Source organism: Serratia plymuthica NBRC 102599, assembly GCF_001590925.1.
GTDB lineage: Bacteria > Pseudomonadota > Gammaproteobacteria > Enterobacterales > Enterobacteriaceae > Serratia > Serratia plymuthica.
Genome location: NZ_BCTU01000012.1, coordinates 135,265 through 150,556, shown reverse-complemented (window position 1 = coordinate 150,556; position 15,292 = coordinate 135,265). Strand labels below are relative to the sequence as shown.

The following is a 15,292-nucleotide window of genomic DNA, read 5'->3' as shown; positions in this document are numbered from 1 at the left end:
ATTTCCCCACATATCAGGCGGCGCTGTTAATGAAGTAACGCATCGGCTTCATTTCACAGCCACAATAGAATGGCTGCACCGCCGGACCCAGGCCGAAAAAGTTGGCCATGGCACCAATCACCCGCTGAGTCGCCAAGCCGTCGCCATAATGATCCGTCTGGATATTGGCGCTTTTGAAGGCGGCAAGGTTGTCGAGAATACGATTGACGTGGTGGATAATCAGCTCACCCGAATTGCCAACCAAAATCGCGGAACCTGAGTGAGTGGCTTCCGGCCGTTCAGTCAGAGAACGCAGGATCAGGGTTGGCTTACCGAGCGTTGGCCCCTCTTCTTCCGCTCCGCTGCTGTCGGAGAGAATAATGTCCGCACGGTTCATCAACCGGCAGAAATCGAGGTAATTCAACGGTTCAATCAGATCCACATTGTCCGTGTCGGCCAGGGCGCTTTGTAAAGCTTGCCGGACAATCGGGTTCTTGTGCATCGGGATCACGACACGCACATCCGGGCGCAGGGCGATCTGGCGGATCGCATCCGCAATCTCGGGGATCTTCTCCCAGGCCTCACGACGATGGGCTGAAGCCAGTATGATTTTGCGTGTATCCTGCTGTAATTCCTCCAACAGCCCACTGTCAGCCTGGACCGGCTGACCAATCGCCCAATGCAGGGCATCTACCACGGTGTTGCCGGTGATGACAATACGGTTTTCCGCAATACCTTCGCGGATCAAATTGGCTGCATTGCCTGGTGTAGGGGCCAAATGCAGCGAAGCTATTTGCGCCACCAGCTTTCTGTTGCCCTCTTCTGGGAACGGCGAACTTATATTGCCGCTGCGCAGCCCGGCCTCAATGTGAATCACCGGAATATGGTGGTGGAATCCCGATAGCGCAGCGGCCAAGGTGGTGCCAGTATCGCCATGGACCGTAAGGGCGTCCGGCTTCAACTGCGGCAACAGCCTAGCCAAACCATCAGTAATGCGTGAAGTGATTTGTGCCAGCGTTTGCCCCGGCTGCATCACCTGCAAATTGTAATCCGGCTGGATGCCAAATACAGCAAGCGCATCGTCGAGCATTTCTTTATGTTGCCCAGTTGAAATAATAAATACTTCGAAACGCTTGTCATCTTTTAAAGCATTTATGACGGGGCCATATTTGATAGCTTCAGGCCGAGTGCCTAAAATCACAGCAATTTTCTTCATTATCTTGCTCCTGGAATGGATGATAAATAGAAGTAGCGTTTTATTGATTATTACTTATGTGAAAAAAAATATAAAAACAGAACATGACATTCAATTTATGGGCTATATTTCCATTGAAGACGAAGTCAGGGCTAGTTGAAAGCGATATTTTGGAAAAACTCTTACGCTGGAAAGGAACATATTGAATGAAAAATCTGGATGACCTGGAGGCTTTTATCCGAGTGGTCGACAGCAGTGATTTTTCAAGCGCGGCGCGTTCATTAAACGTTACGGCCGGGGCAATAAGTAAACAAATAAGGCGGCTTGAGGGCTCGCTGGGCGTAACGCTGTTTGAGCGCAGTACCCGGCGTATTCGCGTTACCGATGAAGGATTGCAGATTTATGAATGTATTAAAAGAGGGTTGAGCAGTATTCGTGAAGCCTACAGCATTGCCGAACAGGGCAGACAAAGCCTCAGCGGCAACATCGCCATCAGCAGCCCCTCGACCTTCAATGACTATTTTTTGATCGAGGCTATTGAGAATTTTAAACGGGAACACCCAGATGTTAGTTTCTATCTGGATAGCTCTAACCGGGTGGTGGATATCTATTCCGACGGTATCGATCTAGCCGTTCGTTCCGGCCAACTTTCAGACTCGCAACTGGTGGCGCGCAAGGTATTCGAGCAGCACCGAGTCTTGGTCTGTTCCCCATCCTATCTGGCCCGAATTACTCCTCCGATCCATGTTCAAGATCTTTCCGCCCTCAGTGGCCTGGTGTTTGCCTACCCGGGTTACAACTCGGCATTCTGGACGCTGGAAAATACCGAAAATAGTGAGGTTCGACGCATGCCAATCAAAAAAGCCATGAGCTCCGACGATGGCATGGCGTTACTCAATTGGGCTCTGCAAGGCCATGGCATCGCATTACGCGAGTCCTGGAGCGTACAAAAATACCTCGCAAATGGCGAGTTGGTAAATATATTACCGGAATGGCATGAACCTATTAGCCCGATTCAAATTGTTCGTACCGGCCGCAACTCGGTACCAATAAGAATCTCCATGTTTTCCAACTTTCTCATAGAGTTTTGTCAGAATAAAATAAATAAATCACAATAGTTATTACATATAACCGAACTGGATGATCATTCGGTTATTTAAAAATAAAATTTCGTTGTGACAGATCTTCACAAGTGATGTTCCAAACAATGTATGGCACAAACTTTCTAGGCTGGGCATTATTATCTCCATAGTATTTCCCTTCTCAGGAGTATGATATGCCACTTGCATTATTGGCGTTGGCTATTAGCGCTTTTGCTATTGGCACAACAGAATTCGTCACTACCGGACTATTACAGGATATTGCCCGGGACCTTCATATTACGATTCCACAAGCCGGTTATCTAACCTCTGGATATGCGTTAGGCGTGGTGATCAGCGCTCCCATATTGACCATCTTGCTGGCCCGCTTTAACCGCAAACATACCTTGGTATTTCTGATTCTGTTATTCATTGCCGGCAGCATTGTCTCTGCCAGGGCCGTCACCTTTGAAGAGTTGATGTTTGGTCGCGTATTGTCCGCATTCTGCCATGGCGCCTTTTTCGGTATCGGTGCAGTCGTCGCTACCACAGTGGTGGCACCCAATAAGAAGGCCAGCGCCATCGCTCTGATGTTCACCGGCCTGACGCTGGCGAATGTGGTTGGCGTTCCGCTCGGCACCTACGTGGGGCAACACTTCGGCTGGCGCGCCGCATTTTGGGCGATTGCAGTGCTTGGGGTGATTGGCTTTGCCGGGTTGGCTGCGCTGGTGCCAAAACAGCTGGCCGAGCGCAGCCATATTATGGATGAAATTGCGGTCTTCAAACGCCCACAGGTTTGGCTGGCTTTGGTCGTCACCGCCATTGGTTTTAGCGGGCTGCTGGCTTCTTTTGCCTACATATCCCCAATGATGACCGAGGTAGCCGGTTTTGCGCCGGAAAATCTGGCCTGGATCCTGTCAATCTACGGCGTTGGCTTGGTGGTCGGCAACATTGTGGCGGCCAAATTTGCCGACCGCGCCTTGGTACCCACCATTTTGACCCTGCTGATTCTGCTGACCCTTGTTCTGCTGTTGTTCACCTACACCATTCACATCAAACCATTAGCCATCATTACAGTGTTTTTGCTTGGCGCCATTGGCTTTGGCACCATCCCGCCATTGCAAATGTACGTGATGGAGAAGGCTACCGGCGCCCCGACCCTAGCCTCTGCCGCCAATATTTCGGCGTTCAATTTAGGAGCATCCGGCGGCGTCTGGCTGGGTGGTATGGCTATCGATGCAGGTTATGGTTTCGTCTCGCCTAACTGGGTAGGGGCCATGACCACTGGCATCGGCCTGCTGATCGCTATTTATGCGGTACGACAAAAACAGGAGTTGGCGTTGGAAAACAACTGCTAACGCTTTCCTTATGCACGGTTAATGAGGTTATCGGATGATGAGCAATAATACGATTAACGCACAGCGCCCCAAGAATCTAACCTCATTGACTGGCATGAGGATCTTCGCGGCACTGCTAGTGTTTCTGTTCCATGCATCACTCGGCAAGATGCTTAATCCTTTTGAAGATATGCAGGTTGCCGATAATTACGCCCTGATATTCAAAAATGCGGGTTGGCTGGGTGTTTCATTCTTCTTTATTCTCAGCGGATTTGTGCTGACTTGGTCGGCAAACCCACAGCAGAGCAACCGCCGTTTCTGGCTGAAAAGATTGGGGAAGATCTTTCCCAATCATCTGGTGACCTGGGCGCTGATGCTGACGTTCTTCAGAAGTTACGTTTCGGACAGCAACGCCTGGTTACCGAACCTGCTGCTGCTCAGTTCCTGGTCGAACAACATCGAGATTTTTGTCAGCGTCAATCAGCCCAGTTGGACGCTTTGTTCTGAAATGCTGTTTTACATGCTGTTCCCAGCTATTTTTATGCTGGTGCGCAAATTACCGGCCAATTGGTTGCCATCGGCACTGGGGGCAGTTTTCATCGGGTTAGCGCTAACCCAGCTTGCCATTACTCACTGGGTAAATGGTACTCCTCAGCTCAAAGAATGGCCGCTGTCGGAAAACCAATGGTGGTTAGCCTATAACTTTCCGCCGTTCCGCCTGTATGAGTTTATGGCTGGCATGATCATGGCGCGTTTGCTGCAGACTGGCCGGCACCTTTCTCTCTCGCTGCCTGGTACCGTATTGCTGGTGTTGGTCGCCTATATAGCCACCTATTTTGTTCCTTTCCAGTACTCGCTGAATTTAATCACTTTTATTCCACTGTGCCTGTTGATTACTGCCGCAGCACAAGGTGATCTGGCTGGCAAAAAAACGCTGCTTAATACCCGCTTGATCGTCTGGCTGGGGGAGATTTCTTTCGGCATGTACATGGTTCATTACCTGGTACTGATTGCAGCAAAACAGATGATGGCAGACCGGCTGTATGGCCTGGCGGCATCGCTATCGATCATTCTGGTATGCCTGCTGGCATCTTTGGTTGGGGGCTATCTGCTTTATCGTTATGTCGAATTACCCGTAATGCGTCAGTTGGCCAGGACGGAAAAGAAACTCGTTATTATCGCCGCCGAGTCTGCAACTGAACGTTAATGTATAAGGCTAAAAAATGAATGAAATATTGAGAGAGTTTCTTTCCGAACAAAATAGCAAGGCACCGATTGATTTTACTCAGTTGGATGCCGTCGAGTTTCGAAACAGCTTTCCAGAGCGTTTTGCTGAAGGCAGTTATCAGCAGAATGTTAATAAAGTAGATATAGAGATAAACCTCACTGGAAATAAAATCTCTGCCCGCTTCTATAAACCGTTAAATATTAGCGGAACCTTACCTGTACTGGTCTATTTTCATGGCGGCGGTTTTGTTATTGGCACACCCGCACTGAGCGATTCTGTTTGCGAAGGCCTGGCCTATTGCGCCCAGTGTGCAGTGGTTTCCATCGATTACCGACTGGCACCGGAATACCCTTTCCCTACCGGCTTGCAGGATGCATTCGAAGCCTTGAACTGGATTTATCACAACGCTGCCGCATTGGATATCGACCCTGAACGCATTGCCGTCGGCGGTAACAGCGCAGGCGGAAACTTTGCCGCCGTACTGGCTCAGGCTAGCAAGGATGTAGTCCCGGCGCTCTGTCATCAGGTTCTATTATTCCCGGTAGTGAATTATGGCTTTGACTCCGTCTCAGCACGTGAGTATGGCCAGGGTTATTTCTTAAGCCGAGAAATGATGCAGTGGTTTTGGCAAACTTATCTGCCTGAACACTATGACAAAAGCGATCCACTGATCTCCCCTCTGCAAGCACACCGGCTCAAAGAGGTATGCAGCGCAACCATTGTTACTGCCCAGTACGACATATTGCGAGATGACGCCCATACCTATGCCGAAAAATTAAAACAGGCCGGCGTGCCTGTCACCCTCCGGTGTTGGAATGACAGCATTCATGATTTCATTCTTATGCCGGATAAATTTCCGGTGGCCAATGACGCCATTGTTTTTGCCGCTGAACAATTAAAAAACGCCTTTGCCATCCCCCCCTGTAACCAGTCACGGAGAGCGTAAATGGAACTGAGCTTATCGAATAAAATCGTACTTATTACTGGCGCAGCCTCAGGCATTGGCGCCAGTGTGGTAAGCAAAATGCTGGAAGCCGGCGCCAATGTAGTAGGTGCGGACATCAATCCGGTACCATTCGAAGCTATTCAAAACCGCAAAACCTTTCTGCCGTTAGAAGCAGATCTGGCCGAGCCTAATGCCGCACAATATATCGTGGATGAAACTATCCGCCATTTCGACAGGATTGACGTATTAATCAATAATGCCGCGGTAATCAAAGTGCGTAACGGTTTTCTTAGCGTCAAAGACGAAAACTGGCTTGAAACCTTCAATCTGAATTTTCTCGGTTACGTACGCACCGCGCGCGCAGCGCTGCCCCACATGCTGGCTCAGAAAAGCGGTGTGATCATCCACACAGCGTCGGAAGCTTCGGTGATGCCAAACCCGCTGCTGCCAGACTACAGCGTGTTCAAAGCAGCGGTGGTGGCACTTTCAAAAGCGCTGTCCCGCGAATTCACCCCGCTTGGCATTCGCTCTAACGTGGTCTCCCCCGGTTTTATCCGCACGGCGGTCTATGACGCACCGGGCGGCATTCTCGACACGTTGGCAGAAAAATACGGCACCGATCGCGAAAGCGCACTGGAACAATTCCTTAGCCAGATCGGCATGCCTGCCGGGCGGTTGGGCACTCCAGAAGAAGTTGCTGACCTGATCCTTTATCTGGCTTCAGAAAAAGCAGCGTTTATGTCCGGTTCGAATATTTTGATGGAAGGCGGCATTGTCCCTACTGTTTAACTGAGGTGAGTATGGTTATCGATAATTCCAAACGTAAGGCTCTTGTTACTGGCGCCACTTCCGGCATTGGTTTTGCAGCGGCGAAAGGGCTGCTGGAGACCGGGGCCGATGTCTATATTAATGGGCGTAACCCAGAGAAATTAGCCGCAGCGCTGAAACGCCTCAATATCAGCGATCACAGCAAGGGAATTCTAGCCGACGTAGGCACGGCGGCAGGTTGTGCGGCGCTAATTGAACAACTGCCGCAGGTGGATATTCTGGTGAACAATGCCGGGATTTTTGCCCCCCAGCCGTTGGTGGAAATTGACGATGAAGAGTGGTTCAAATTTATCAATGTCAACTTTATGAGCGGCGTGCGTCTCACCCGGCATTATATCCCGCAAATGCAAAATGCGGGTTGGGGACGGGTAGTTTTTGTGTCCAGTGAGTCGGCAATACAGGTTCCACCAGAGATGGTGCATTACGCCGTGACCAAAACCGCACAGTTAACGCTGGCACGCGGCTTTGCCGAAGCGGCACGCAACACAAATGTGACGGTAAACAGCGTGTTGCCTGGGCCAACCATGAGCGAAGGTGTCGAACGTTTCGTACGAGAAATGGTGCCTGACCAGTCGGTGCCGTTGGATGAAGCCGGGCGTATCTTTATTCGCAATGAACGCGCGACCTCACTACTGGGCCGGATGGCGAGTTCAGAAGAAGTGGCCAACCTGATTGTCTATCTCAGTTCCGAACTGGCTTCTGCCACCACGGGTACCGCCGTGCGCGTGGACGGGGGCGTTCTGCGCGGCATTATTTAGTTGGCATATGGGGGAAGTCCGCTTAGTGCCTGGTGCTTCCGAAGTGGTGATATGGGACACATTAGCGTCCCCATTTTTTGACAGGCGCCTGATCATCGGTCTTCCCCTGGCGCCTGACAGCTTGGCTAAATTACGGTTTTTCGGCGATTTTGCGCAGATATTCGTTATTTTTGAATGCAATGATGATCATTTCAAAACAGACGCGGGTAAACACGCCGCCGAGAATAATCCCGAGCAGGCCACGGAAGAACTCCCCGTAGAACATCGCCCCAATGCCGCTAACAAGAATGCCCAACAGGCACAGCCAGTAAACGGCGGTGATGATTTTCGGTGTCAGCATCGCGTCAAAAAAGAAAATATTTTTCATTGTAAATCCTTCCTTAGGTCAGTATTTAATTATCCCAGAGGCGACTCGTCAGCGTCGATATGGCGGCCGGCCCTATTTGTTACGCCGGTTATGATAACGAGTTATGCGACGCAAAGCGCAAGAAAATCAACGAACCATTGCATGAAAGTTGAGGGTAAAGATGCGCAACAAGATAGGCCACAACATACTGGGCAGTTTGGCGGCATTGCTGCTGTGCAGCCAGAGCGCACAAGCGCAGGAAACGCTGATCTTCGTCCGGCACGGGGAGAAACCCGCCAACAACAGCGGCCAGCTGACCTGTAAGGGGTTGAACCGTGCACTGGCGTTACCGCAGGTGCTGCTGAGCCGCTACGGCAAGCCGGACTTTATCTTTGCCGCCGGGCCGAAGGAAAACAAAAGCGGCAGTTCGCTGCGCGCTTTGTCGACCATTATGCCCACCGCCGTGCGTGCAGAGTTACCCATCAACATTCAGTTCCACGCCGACGACATCGCCGGGCTTGAACAAGAGCTGCTCAGCGAAAAATACCAGAACTCGCGCGTCTTTATCGCCTGGGAACACAAGAACCTCGACAAAGCGGTGAAGCACATCGTTGCCGCACGCGGTGGCGACGCCAATCAGGTGCCCAAATGGCCGGGCAGCGACTTCGACAGCATTTTTGTGGTCACGCTGGATCAGGGCAAAGTGACCTTCAAGCAGGAAAGCGAGGGGCTGACTCAATTGGCGGAGACCTGCCCATCCGCAGAGTAAAGCCAAAAACAGCCTTCAATGGGCTCAATAGATGGGCCTCCTTATTATCTGGCCGCTGTCGCTACCGGTGTAATAAGCCCCAACTCAACGCCCAATCGGATAGCCTGACGGGCGTTGCCGACGCCCAGTTTCACCACAATATGACCCATATGAAACTTCACCGTACTCACGGAAATCCCCGCGATGACAGCAATCTCTCCATAGGTTTTCCCCATGCTGGACCAATACAACACCTCATTCTCCCGTGGGGTGAAAATGGGTTTGCACACACCCGCATGATGCTCGCTTATACCGGAGGAGACCGACCCGGCGAGGCGATACATCTGTTCATTAAAATCGATCAGTAACATCTGCAGAGCGCCGCTATCGGACAAGAGCCGCTTTTCCAGCGCCCCTTGTCCGTTGCTGCCGATGATGACAGACAGCAACGCCAGGTTGTTCATAGGGTCATGCAATACAAAAGTGAAGCCGTTAACGATGTGGTATCGCCTGGAGAGGGAAAATATTTTATCTGACATCAGGGTGATATTTTCGCCCCATACAAAAGGCGAAGCACGTTTGAACGCAGTCAGTATCACCGGGTCAGTGAGCTGGAAATTATTGGTGCGGTAGAGATCCACCCATTCGTCAGGGTAACTGGAAATAATGAGAACATCTGACGGATTATTCTTCCTGACAACCGTGTAGGCGTATGCCGGGCTACCGAGTGATGATAACTTCTTGTCGATATGCTCCCGAAGCGTTCCCGTTATGATTGGATTTTCATTGAGGGTAGAAAACATGCGCGCTCCGTGGCGATCCGGCTTTACCCTTTAGAGGAAAGAACCTAGACTTAAGTACAGCTTATATATTGTAGCCCGAGATATATAATAAACCTCGTTAGGCTCTGGTAAAAAAAACCTGACCTGTACGGTCAGGTAGCCAATATAGCCAACACCAGGGAAAATTTTCCGGTCAGACAGGGCATGCAAAAAGCCACTACTGGCCGGGAACATTACTTTAGCATTATTAACCTATCCTTTCAAATTCATCTGCACCATACCCCTCTGGCCAGCGGCCAGCACCCTGGAAAAAACCGGGTGTATGCAGTCAGGATATCTTTACCCGCTGAGGGTGGGTATTAAGCAACACGCAGAGTTTCTCCAGGCTGACTGACGGGGAGAAATAAAATCCCTGAGCGATATCGCAACCATATTGCTCAAGGTAGTGCAGTGACTCTTGATCTTCTACGCCTTCGGCCAACACGACATAATTAAGCCTATGTAACATATCAATAATGCTTTGCACCACAATTCGGCTCTCGTTGTCCGTTTTCAAGTTTTTGATCAAAGATCCATCCAGCTTAATCACGTTGGCGGGGATATGACGCAGGTAGTTTAGATTGCTGTAGCCAGCGCCGAAGTCATCCAGCGCAATGGTGTAACCTTTGTCCTTAAGCATCTGCAAACAGGCTAACGCCTCACCGCTTTCGAGGATCCGCTGTGATTCCAGACATTCGAGCTCGATATCTTGGGGTTGCAGATTATAGTGGCCGAGTGCGTCGTCCAGCCTGCCCGAAAAGTTTTTCTCGGCAAAGTTTTCGGCGGCGACATTGATCGATACAGGTATATTGACCCCTGCCTGACGCAACCTGAAGACCTCGCGGGTCGCCTGTGAAATCACAAACTCGGTGAGCGGTTTGATCAGCGACGTGTTCTCTGCGAGACGAATAAAATCACCGGTGGGGATTGCCCCGAGTAGCGGATGCTGCCAGCGCAGCAGCGCTTCCGCCCCAACAATCTGCTTGGAGATCAGCTCAACTTTAGGTTGATACTCAAGATACAAACCGACCCTTTGTTTCAGACTTTCCGCCAGTTCATTGAGCAAATTGAATTTGTATTTACGTATGGCATCCTTCGATACGTTATATGCCGAGACGGTCAGGCTCTCATCTATTGCGTCATGTAAGGCGCTGGTCGCTTCGCGCAACACCTCCTGCGGGTTGCTGTCCTGGACCGAGAACAGGGTGTAGCCGGCATAAAGCTCCAGTTTCAACGGCACGATACCGCGCACTTCATGGCGGATCCGCTCTGCACAGGTTTCCAGCATGCCTATTGCCGGGTGTATTTTTTGGGCATCGATAATGGTGGCGAAACGTCCCGGGGAAATGCTGTATAAAAGTTGTTCACCAAGAAACGTACCTTTTAGAAAATGCCCAATATCCACCAACACCAGCTCCACAGCCGAGAGACCGAAAGAGCGCGCCATTTCGTAGGCGTATTTAATGTCGATCGTATCGAGCAGAATCAAGGCATATTCACCGGAGGCCGACGACAGATTGCCGATCTCTCTCATTAACCTCTGGCGATTAGGGAAACGCGTTACCGCATCGACCAAACCAATCTCACTTTGTGCCTCAATCAGCGCAATGACGATGGTGGTCATATTTCTGAGCAAACCGACCCTGACGGCCGAAAAAAAACGCGGTTGTTTGTCGGTGATGCATAACGCCCCGATAATATAGCCTTCGCGGGTACGTATAGGCATGGCGACATAGTGACGAATCGCGGCAGGGCCGGTGACCATCGGGTCTGATGCGAAACGTTTGTCCCGTTGGGTATCCTTGCAGATCAGCGGTTTACCGCTATGCCGAACAAAGTTGAAGAGCGGGCTGTTAAAATCGATATCCTGCAGTTCGGTATTGATTTTTGCCTTGATCCAGATTTTTTTTGAGCCGTAGAGACAGATAAAACAGCCGGGCACTTGCAGAAGCCTGCACGTCAGATCCAACACATTATGGATAGCGTCATTATGGCTGGTATCAAGCCCTTCCAGGGCATCGATCGTGGCTTGTCGTTCATCTTCGTTTTTACTGAGGTGTCTTAGCATGCCTGTAATCCCCCATCAAAGCCGATAAAGACGATTCACCTACCGGATCGTATAGGTCTTTTTGCCTGCGGACTTCGCCTGGTACATGGCGTCATCGGCTTTGCTCAGTAACGCTTCAGCGCTGAGAGTGCCGTCTGAGGAAATCGCTGCGCCGATACTCGCGGACAAGGTCACCTTCTGGTTGCCAATTTGCGTTATCGCCGCCAGCTGCGTGAGTACCTTTTCGCAAAATTCTGTGACCTGGCGCTCCGGATCCATTAGCGGCCACAGGATCACCGTAAACTCATCCCCGGCCAGCCGCGACGCACTGTTGTTGGTGCCGGCACAGGCGCTGAGCAGTTTGGCGAAAGTCTTCAGGATCAGATCGCCAAAATCATGGCCGAAGGTGTCGTTGATGGCTTTAAAGCCATCAAGATCGATGAACAACAGCGCCATCTGCTGCTGAGGGCAACAGCGCTGCAATGTGCCGGCCAGCCGGCGCAGGAAAGCGCGTCGGTTGGTTAACCCGGTCAGCATGTCATGGGTGACATCGTATTCCAGCCGCTGCTGCAAACGTTTAAGCTCAGTGATGTCCATAGACAAAATATAGAAACCCTGCGTTTCACAGGGCACTAATGTGGTATGGATCATCAATAACCCTTGCCGCGTCTGGAGTTCATTCTCAAAGCTTAGGGTTTCCCCGCATAACGCTCTTTCGATCACAGGTTTGGCCGTCGCATAAGCAGCCTCTCCTATCAACTCCCGTACCGTCATTTCCTTGAGGCGCGCTTCATCCAGGCCAAACCAGGTCTTATAAGCGCTGTTGGCGAAAAGATAACGTTCCTCGTTGTCGATCTGGCTGATCAGGGCCGGCATATTGTCGGTAATGGCGCGCAGACGTTCTTTCTCCGCGCTAAGTTGATGTTCGGTAAGGACTCTGCTGTCAATTTCGAGATTGAGTTTATTGACGACCACGCTGAGCTCGTGGGTACGCAGTTCGACCCGCTCTTCCAGCTCATGCTGCAACGCGAACAAATCGGCCTCAGCCGCTTTACGCTCGCTGATATCCACGATGACCGAGATAAAATGGTGAGGACTGCCATTCGGCAAGCGGTTAAGGGCCACCGTAAGCTGAACCCAAATAATTGAGCCATCTGCGCGGTAATAACGCTTTTCCATCGAATAGGTTGCTATCTCGTTGGCTAGCAACTGTTTCAGCAGGCCAAGGTCGATATGCAGATCGTCCGGATGGGTGATGTCCTGGAACGTGCGCTCCAGCAATTCCCGTTCAGAATACTGCAGCATTTCGCAAATGCGTGGGTTGACGCGCAACCAATACCCTTCCAGCGAGACCAGGGCCATGCCTACCGCCGCCTGAGAAAATGTCTGTTCAAACAGGGCTTCAGTGCGCTGCAGGTTAGATTTCAGGCTTTCGGTATAAATATCACGTTCAACACCATGCAGGTGTTCTTCGATCACCGCGGCAAAATCCCGTAAGTCATGCGCCCTGTCATGGGAAAAGGATTGAGGACGGCTGTCAATAATGCACAGCGTGCCCAGCGGCAGGCCATCCAGCGAGAGCAAGGGCTGCCCGGCGTAGAACCCAATCTTTGGGCCACCGGTGACCAGGGGGTTATCGAAAAAACGCGGGTCGACTGCGGTATCGGGCACCACCAGAGTCTCTCGCTGCAAAATGGCGTGCCCGCAGAAAGAAATATTGCGTGGCGTCTCCCTGGCATCCAGGCCAAAGCGCGATAAAAACCACTGACGATCACGATCTATCAGAGAAATCAGCGCAATGCTGACGCCAAAATATTTTGCGGCCAGCCGCGTGATGCGATCCAATTTTTCCACTGAATTCGTGTCCAATACGTTCAACGAATTCAGAACCGACAGACGTTCGGCTTCATTCTCTGGAAAGCATGGCTCGAACATATGTGCTCCGGTTTACTGTTTCAGCGGCGAAGCTCAATGTCCTGCTGAGCTAGCCGCTGTGTTTTTAATCAGAATCAGTTCATTACCTCCCTCACTGGAACGGCAATCAACCTCAGCCATCATGGAGTCAATCAGTATCAGCCCGATATCGCTTTCTGGCCAGGTGTCCTGAATCTCAGGGCTGGCAAACATCCCTGACGCAGGCGACAGCGCATCCCATTCTCCAGCGCTTCAGGCATACAAAGTATAGTGGGTCAATGCACAGCGTGATATCCCAGGCAAATATCGCGTAGCGTGCAGGCGAAAAGGAACTATTCCTGCATCAAACGTCGCTCTTTTCTCATCATGCCTCTTTATCCGCACGGATGAACGCTTTCTGATTCAGAAACGTGATGAGTTTATTTAAATACGGAGTGGTTTTTTATTATCATGGGATAACCCATTATTATTGCATTTGTAATCATTGCATTGAGAATCATGGTGGCGTAATTAAATTTGTCATGCTGATAATATTTAAATAAAAAATTCTCGTGAAGAATAGCGCTCTGAAATCAATGTTAGCCATTCAGAGCAAGGTGTTTATCCTGCCGGTAATATTGCCCCACCCTGTACAGGAGCCGGAGATAATAAGGTCCGCAAGGTAATCATAAATTGCGAGCCAGATTCCAATCCCTGCAACAAATCCCTGTAAATCCATCCAGCCTGTTTCCTGTGCGTTATCGCCGGGATAGAGTCTTCTTGCTGCGGCAAAATCCGCAGTCGGGATTGGAACCCCGCACCCTTCTACTCTGAAAAGACTTGTGTTTTTTCAGCGCCTACGTGCACACTCAGTTCGGTGGCTCAGGCAGGACAACCGCAAGGTTGGCCGGTGATTGAAGGGCCGGAGTTCCAAACCTGTCTGGGCCACCACCAAAGCTTGGAACTCTTTGGCAGTGGTGATAACCATCCTTCAAGGGAATATCATCATGACTGAAATGAATCAAACACCTATCGACAGCTCTATCTCCATCTTCCGCAACCTCATTGCCGACCTGCAATTCTGCAAACTCAGCGATATTCAATTGTGCGATCTCAGCGCCGTGGCTCAGGAATCCGCAGAAGGGTTATGTCATGGCTTATTGTATCTGGCGGAATCGCTGGAAAACGGGGAACAGAGCTCAACAAGCAGCAGGGAGCAAATCAGCGCCTGGCTCAAAGCCTCCGCGCATGTGCTCCCAGCCCTGTTAGAACTCAGCGAACAGGCGAACAACCACCTGTTGCAGATGCATAAAGGCAATGTTTATCAATCCTAGTTTGCCCGCTATGCGTTATTGATTTGATGGCGAAACCTGCAAAAAAGACACCGACCGTGGGTGTCTTTTTGCAGACCAAATGCAGAGCGCCCCTACCTAAACCCAACACTAAAAGTGCTAATATTTTGGCGTTTTAAAGGCTTTATAGAAACAATATTAGCACTCTATGCCACTTAACAAAGCATTCATCATCAGGCCACACGCAGATATGCTAATATTATGGCTATATCCACCGCTTAAAGATAAAATATTATCACTATGGCTAAAAAAACAGCTACTTTACTTCCTGGCACAAACCAGTTGCTTACTGACTTTGGTGAGCGGCTGAAACTTGCTCGCCTACGCCGGAAGTTGACTGCCAAACAGGTTGCAGAACGGGCGGGCATGACGCCAATGACGCTACGCTCTCTCGAAGCGGGGGGCGCAGGCGTCACGATTGGCGCTTACCTGTCCGTCATGCAGGTGCTGGGGCTTGAAAATGACCTGAATAAGCTGGCAGCCGAAGACGAAATGGGTCGCCAGCTTCAGGATTCTCGCCTGATAAAGAACGTAAACGCTTTTCCTTTTAGCGTTACCCCACCTCGCAACAAACCCATGACTGATGCCAGGAACGCAGAGTCAGACAAGCAAGTAACAACAACCGTAAAAGCCAGTTTGCCCCCAAACAATACCGTCCGAAAAACGACAGGTACTACCTCGGCGGCTCTGGCTTCCTTACTAAAACCATTGAAGAAACCAATAAAAGGCAATTAA

14 protein-coding genes are annotated in these 15,292 nt (G+C 50.6%); 9 read left to right on the top strand and 5 right to left on the bottom strand.

The genetic code is table 11. The features are described 5' to 3' along the window. Positions 1-13: 13 nt before the first annotated feature. Positions 14-1,195, bottom strand: a complete 1,182-nt coding sequence (wecB, locus tag SPL01S_RS09175) for a non-hydrolyzing UDP-N-acetylglucosamine 2-epimerase (protein ID WP_063199020.1) — start codon at positions 1,193-1,195, stop codon at positions 14-16. A gap of 185 nt (positions 1,196-1,380) precedes the next feature. On the opposite strand from wecB, the gene SPL01S_RS09170 reads away from it, so the two are divergent. The 6 genes from SPL01S_RS09170 (at position 1,381) to SPL01S_RS09145 (ending at position 7,350) form a co-directional block, all read left to right on the top strand. Next, positions 1,381-2,292, top strand: coding sequence for a LysR family transcriptional regulator (locus SPL01S_RS09170; protein WP_063199017.1), 912 nt, complete (start codon positions 1,381-1,383; stop codon positions 2,290-2,292). A 158-nt stretch (positions 2,293-2,450) separates the two neighbouring features. Continuing rightward, the gene (locus SPL01S_RS09165; protein ID WP_063199014.1) at positions 2,451-3,611 is read left to right on the top strand and encodes an MFS transporter; all 1,161 of its coding nucleotides are present in this window, start codon (positions 2,451-2,453) and stop codon (positions 3,609-3,611) included. A gap of 34 nt (positions 3,612-3,645) precedes the next feature. Further along, on the top strand, positions 3,646-4,797 hold the full coding sequence (locus SPL01S_RS09160) for an acyltransferase family protein (RefSeq protein ID WP_063199010.1): 1,152 nt from the start codon (positions 3,646-3,648) through the stop codon (positions 4,795-4,797). Between the two features lie 16 nt (positions 4,798-4,813). Continuing rightward, complete coding sequence (locus SPL01S_RS09155) at positions 4,814-5,764, top strand: alpha/beta hydrolase (protein ID WP_063199004.1); 951 nt, start codon at positions 4,814-4,816, stop codon at positions 5,762-5,764. Then, the gene (locus SPL01S_RS09150; protein WP_063199001.1) at positions 5,765-6,553 is read left to right on the top strand and encodes an SDR family NAD(P)-dependent oxidoreductase; all 789 of its coding nucleotides are present in this window, start codon (positions 5,765-5,767) and stop codon (positions 6,551-6,553) included. It abuts the gene before it with no gap. A gap of 11 nt (positions 6,554-6,564) precedes the next feature. Then, positions 6,565-7,350: an SDR family NAD(P)-dependent oxidoreductase gene (locus tag SPL01S_RS09145; protein ID WP_063198998.1), complete on the top strand. Its 786-nt coding sequence runs from the start codon at positions 6,565-6,567 to the stop codon at positions 7,348-7,350. Positions 7,351-7,480: 130 nt separating this feature from the next. On the opposite strand, the gene SPL01S_RS09140 is transcribed toward SPL01S_RS09145, so the two are convergent. Beyond that, a complete protein-coding gene (locus SPL01S_RS09140) occupies positions 7,481-7,717 on the bottom strand; it encodes a DUF4282 domain-containing protein (RefSeq protein ID WP_004950762.1) in 237 nt (78 codons plus the stop codon). A gap of 160 nt (positions 7,718-7,877) precedes the next feature. Here SPL01S_RS09140 and SPL01S_RS09135 point away from each other — a divergent pair, with 160 nt between their 5' ends. Next, a complete protein-coding gene (locus tag SPL01S_RS09135) occupies positions 7,878-8,465 on the top strand; it encodes a histidine phosphatase family protein (protein WP_063198995.1) in 588 nt (195 codons plus the stop codon). Between the two features lie 44 nt (positions 8,466-8,509). Here SPL01S_RS09135 and SPL01S_RS09130 read toward each other — a convergent pair whose 3' ends face one another. The 3 genes from SPL01S_RS09130 to SPL01S_RS09120 form a co-directional block, all read right to left on the bottom strand. Continuing rightward, complete coding sequence (locus SPL01S_RS09130) at positions 8,510-9,247, bottom strand: helix-turn-helix transcriptional regulator (RefSeq protein ID WP_063198992.1); 738 nt, start codon at positions 9,245-9,247, stop codon at positions 8,510-8,512. A gap of 307 nt (positions 9,248-9,554) precedes the next feature. Then, positions 9,555-11,333 (bottom strand): sensor domain-containing diguanylate cyclase, encoded by a 1,779-nt coding sequence (locus tag SPL01S_RS09125; protein ID WP_232246037.1) that lies wholly within the window; start codon positions 11,331-11,333, stop codon positions 9,555-9,557. A gap of 39 nt (positions 11,334-11,372) precedes the next feature. Beyond that, on the bottom strand, positions 11,373-13,247 hold the full coding sequence (locus SPL01S_RS09120) for a diguanylate cyclase domain-containing protein (RefSeq protein WP_063198989.1): 1,875 nt from the start codon (positions 13,245-13,247) through the stop codon (positions 11,373-11,375). Between the two features lie 965 nt (positions 13,248-14,212). On the opposite strand from SPL01S_RS09120, the gene SPL01S_RS09115 reads away from it, so the two are divergent. Further along, on the top strand, positions 14,213-14,539 hold the full coding sequence (locus SPL01S_RS09115; RefSeq protein ID WP_063198986.1) for a hypothetical protein: 327 nt from the start codon (positions 14,213-14,215) through the stop codon (positions 14,537-14,539). A 258-nt stretch (positions 14,540-14,797) separates the two neighbouring features. Further along, positions 14,798-15,292, top strand: coding sequence for a helix-turn-helix domain-containing protein (locus SPL01S_RS09110; protein ID WP_063198983.1), 495 nt, complete (start codon positions 14,798-14,800; stop codon positions 15,290-15,292).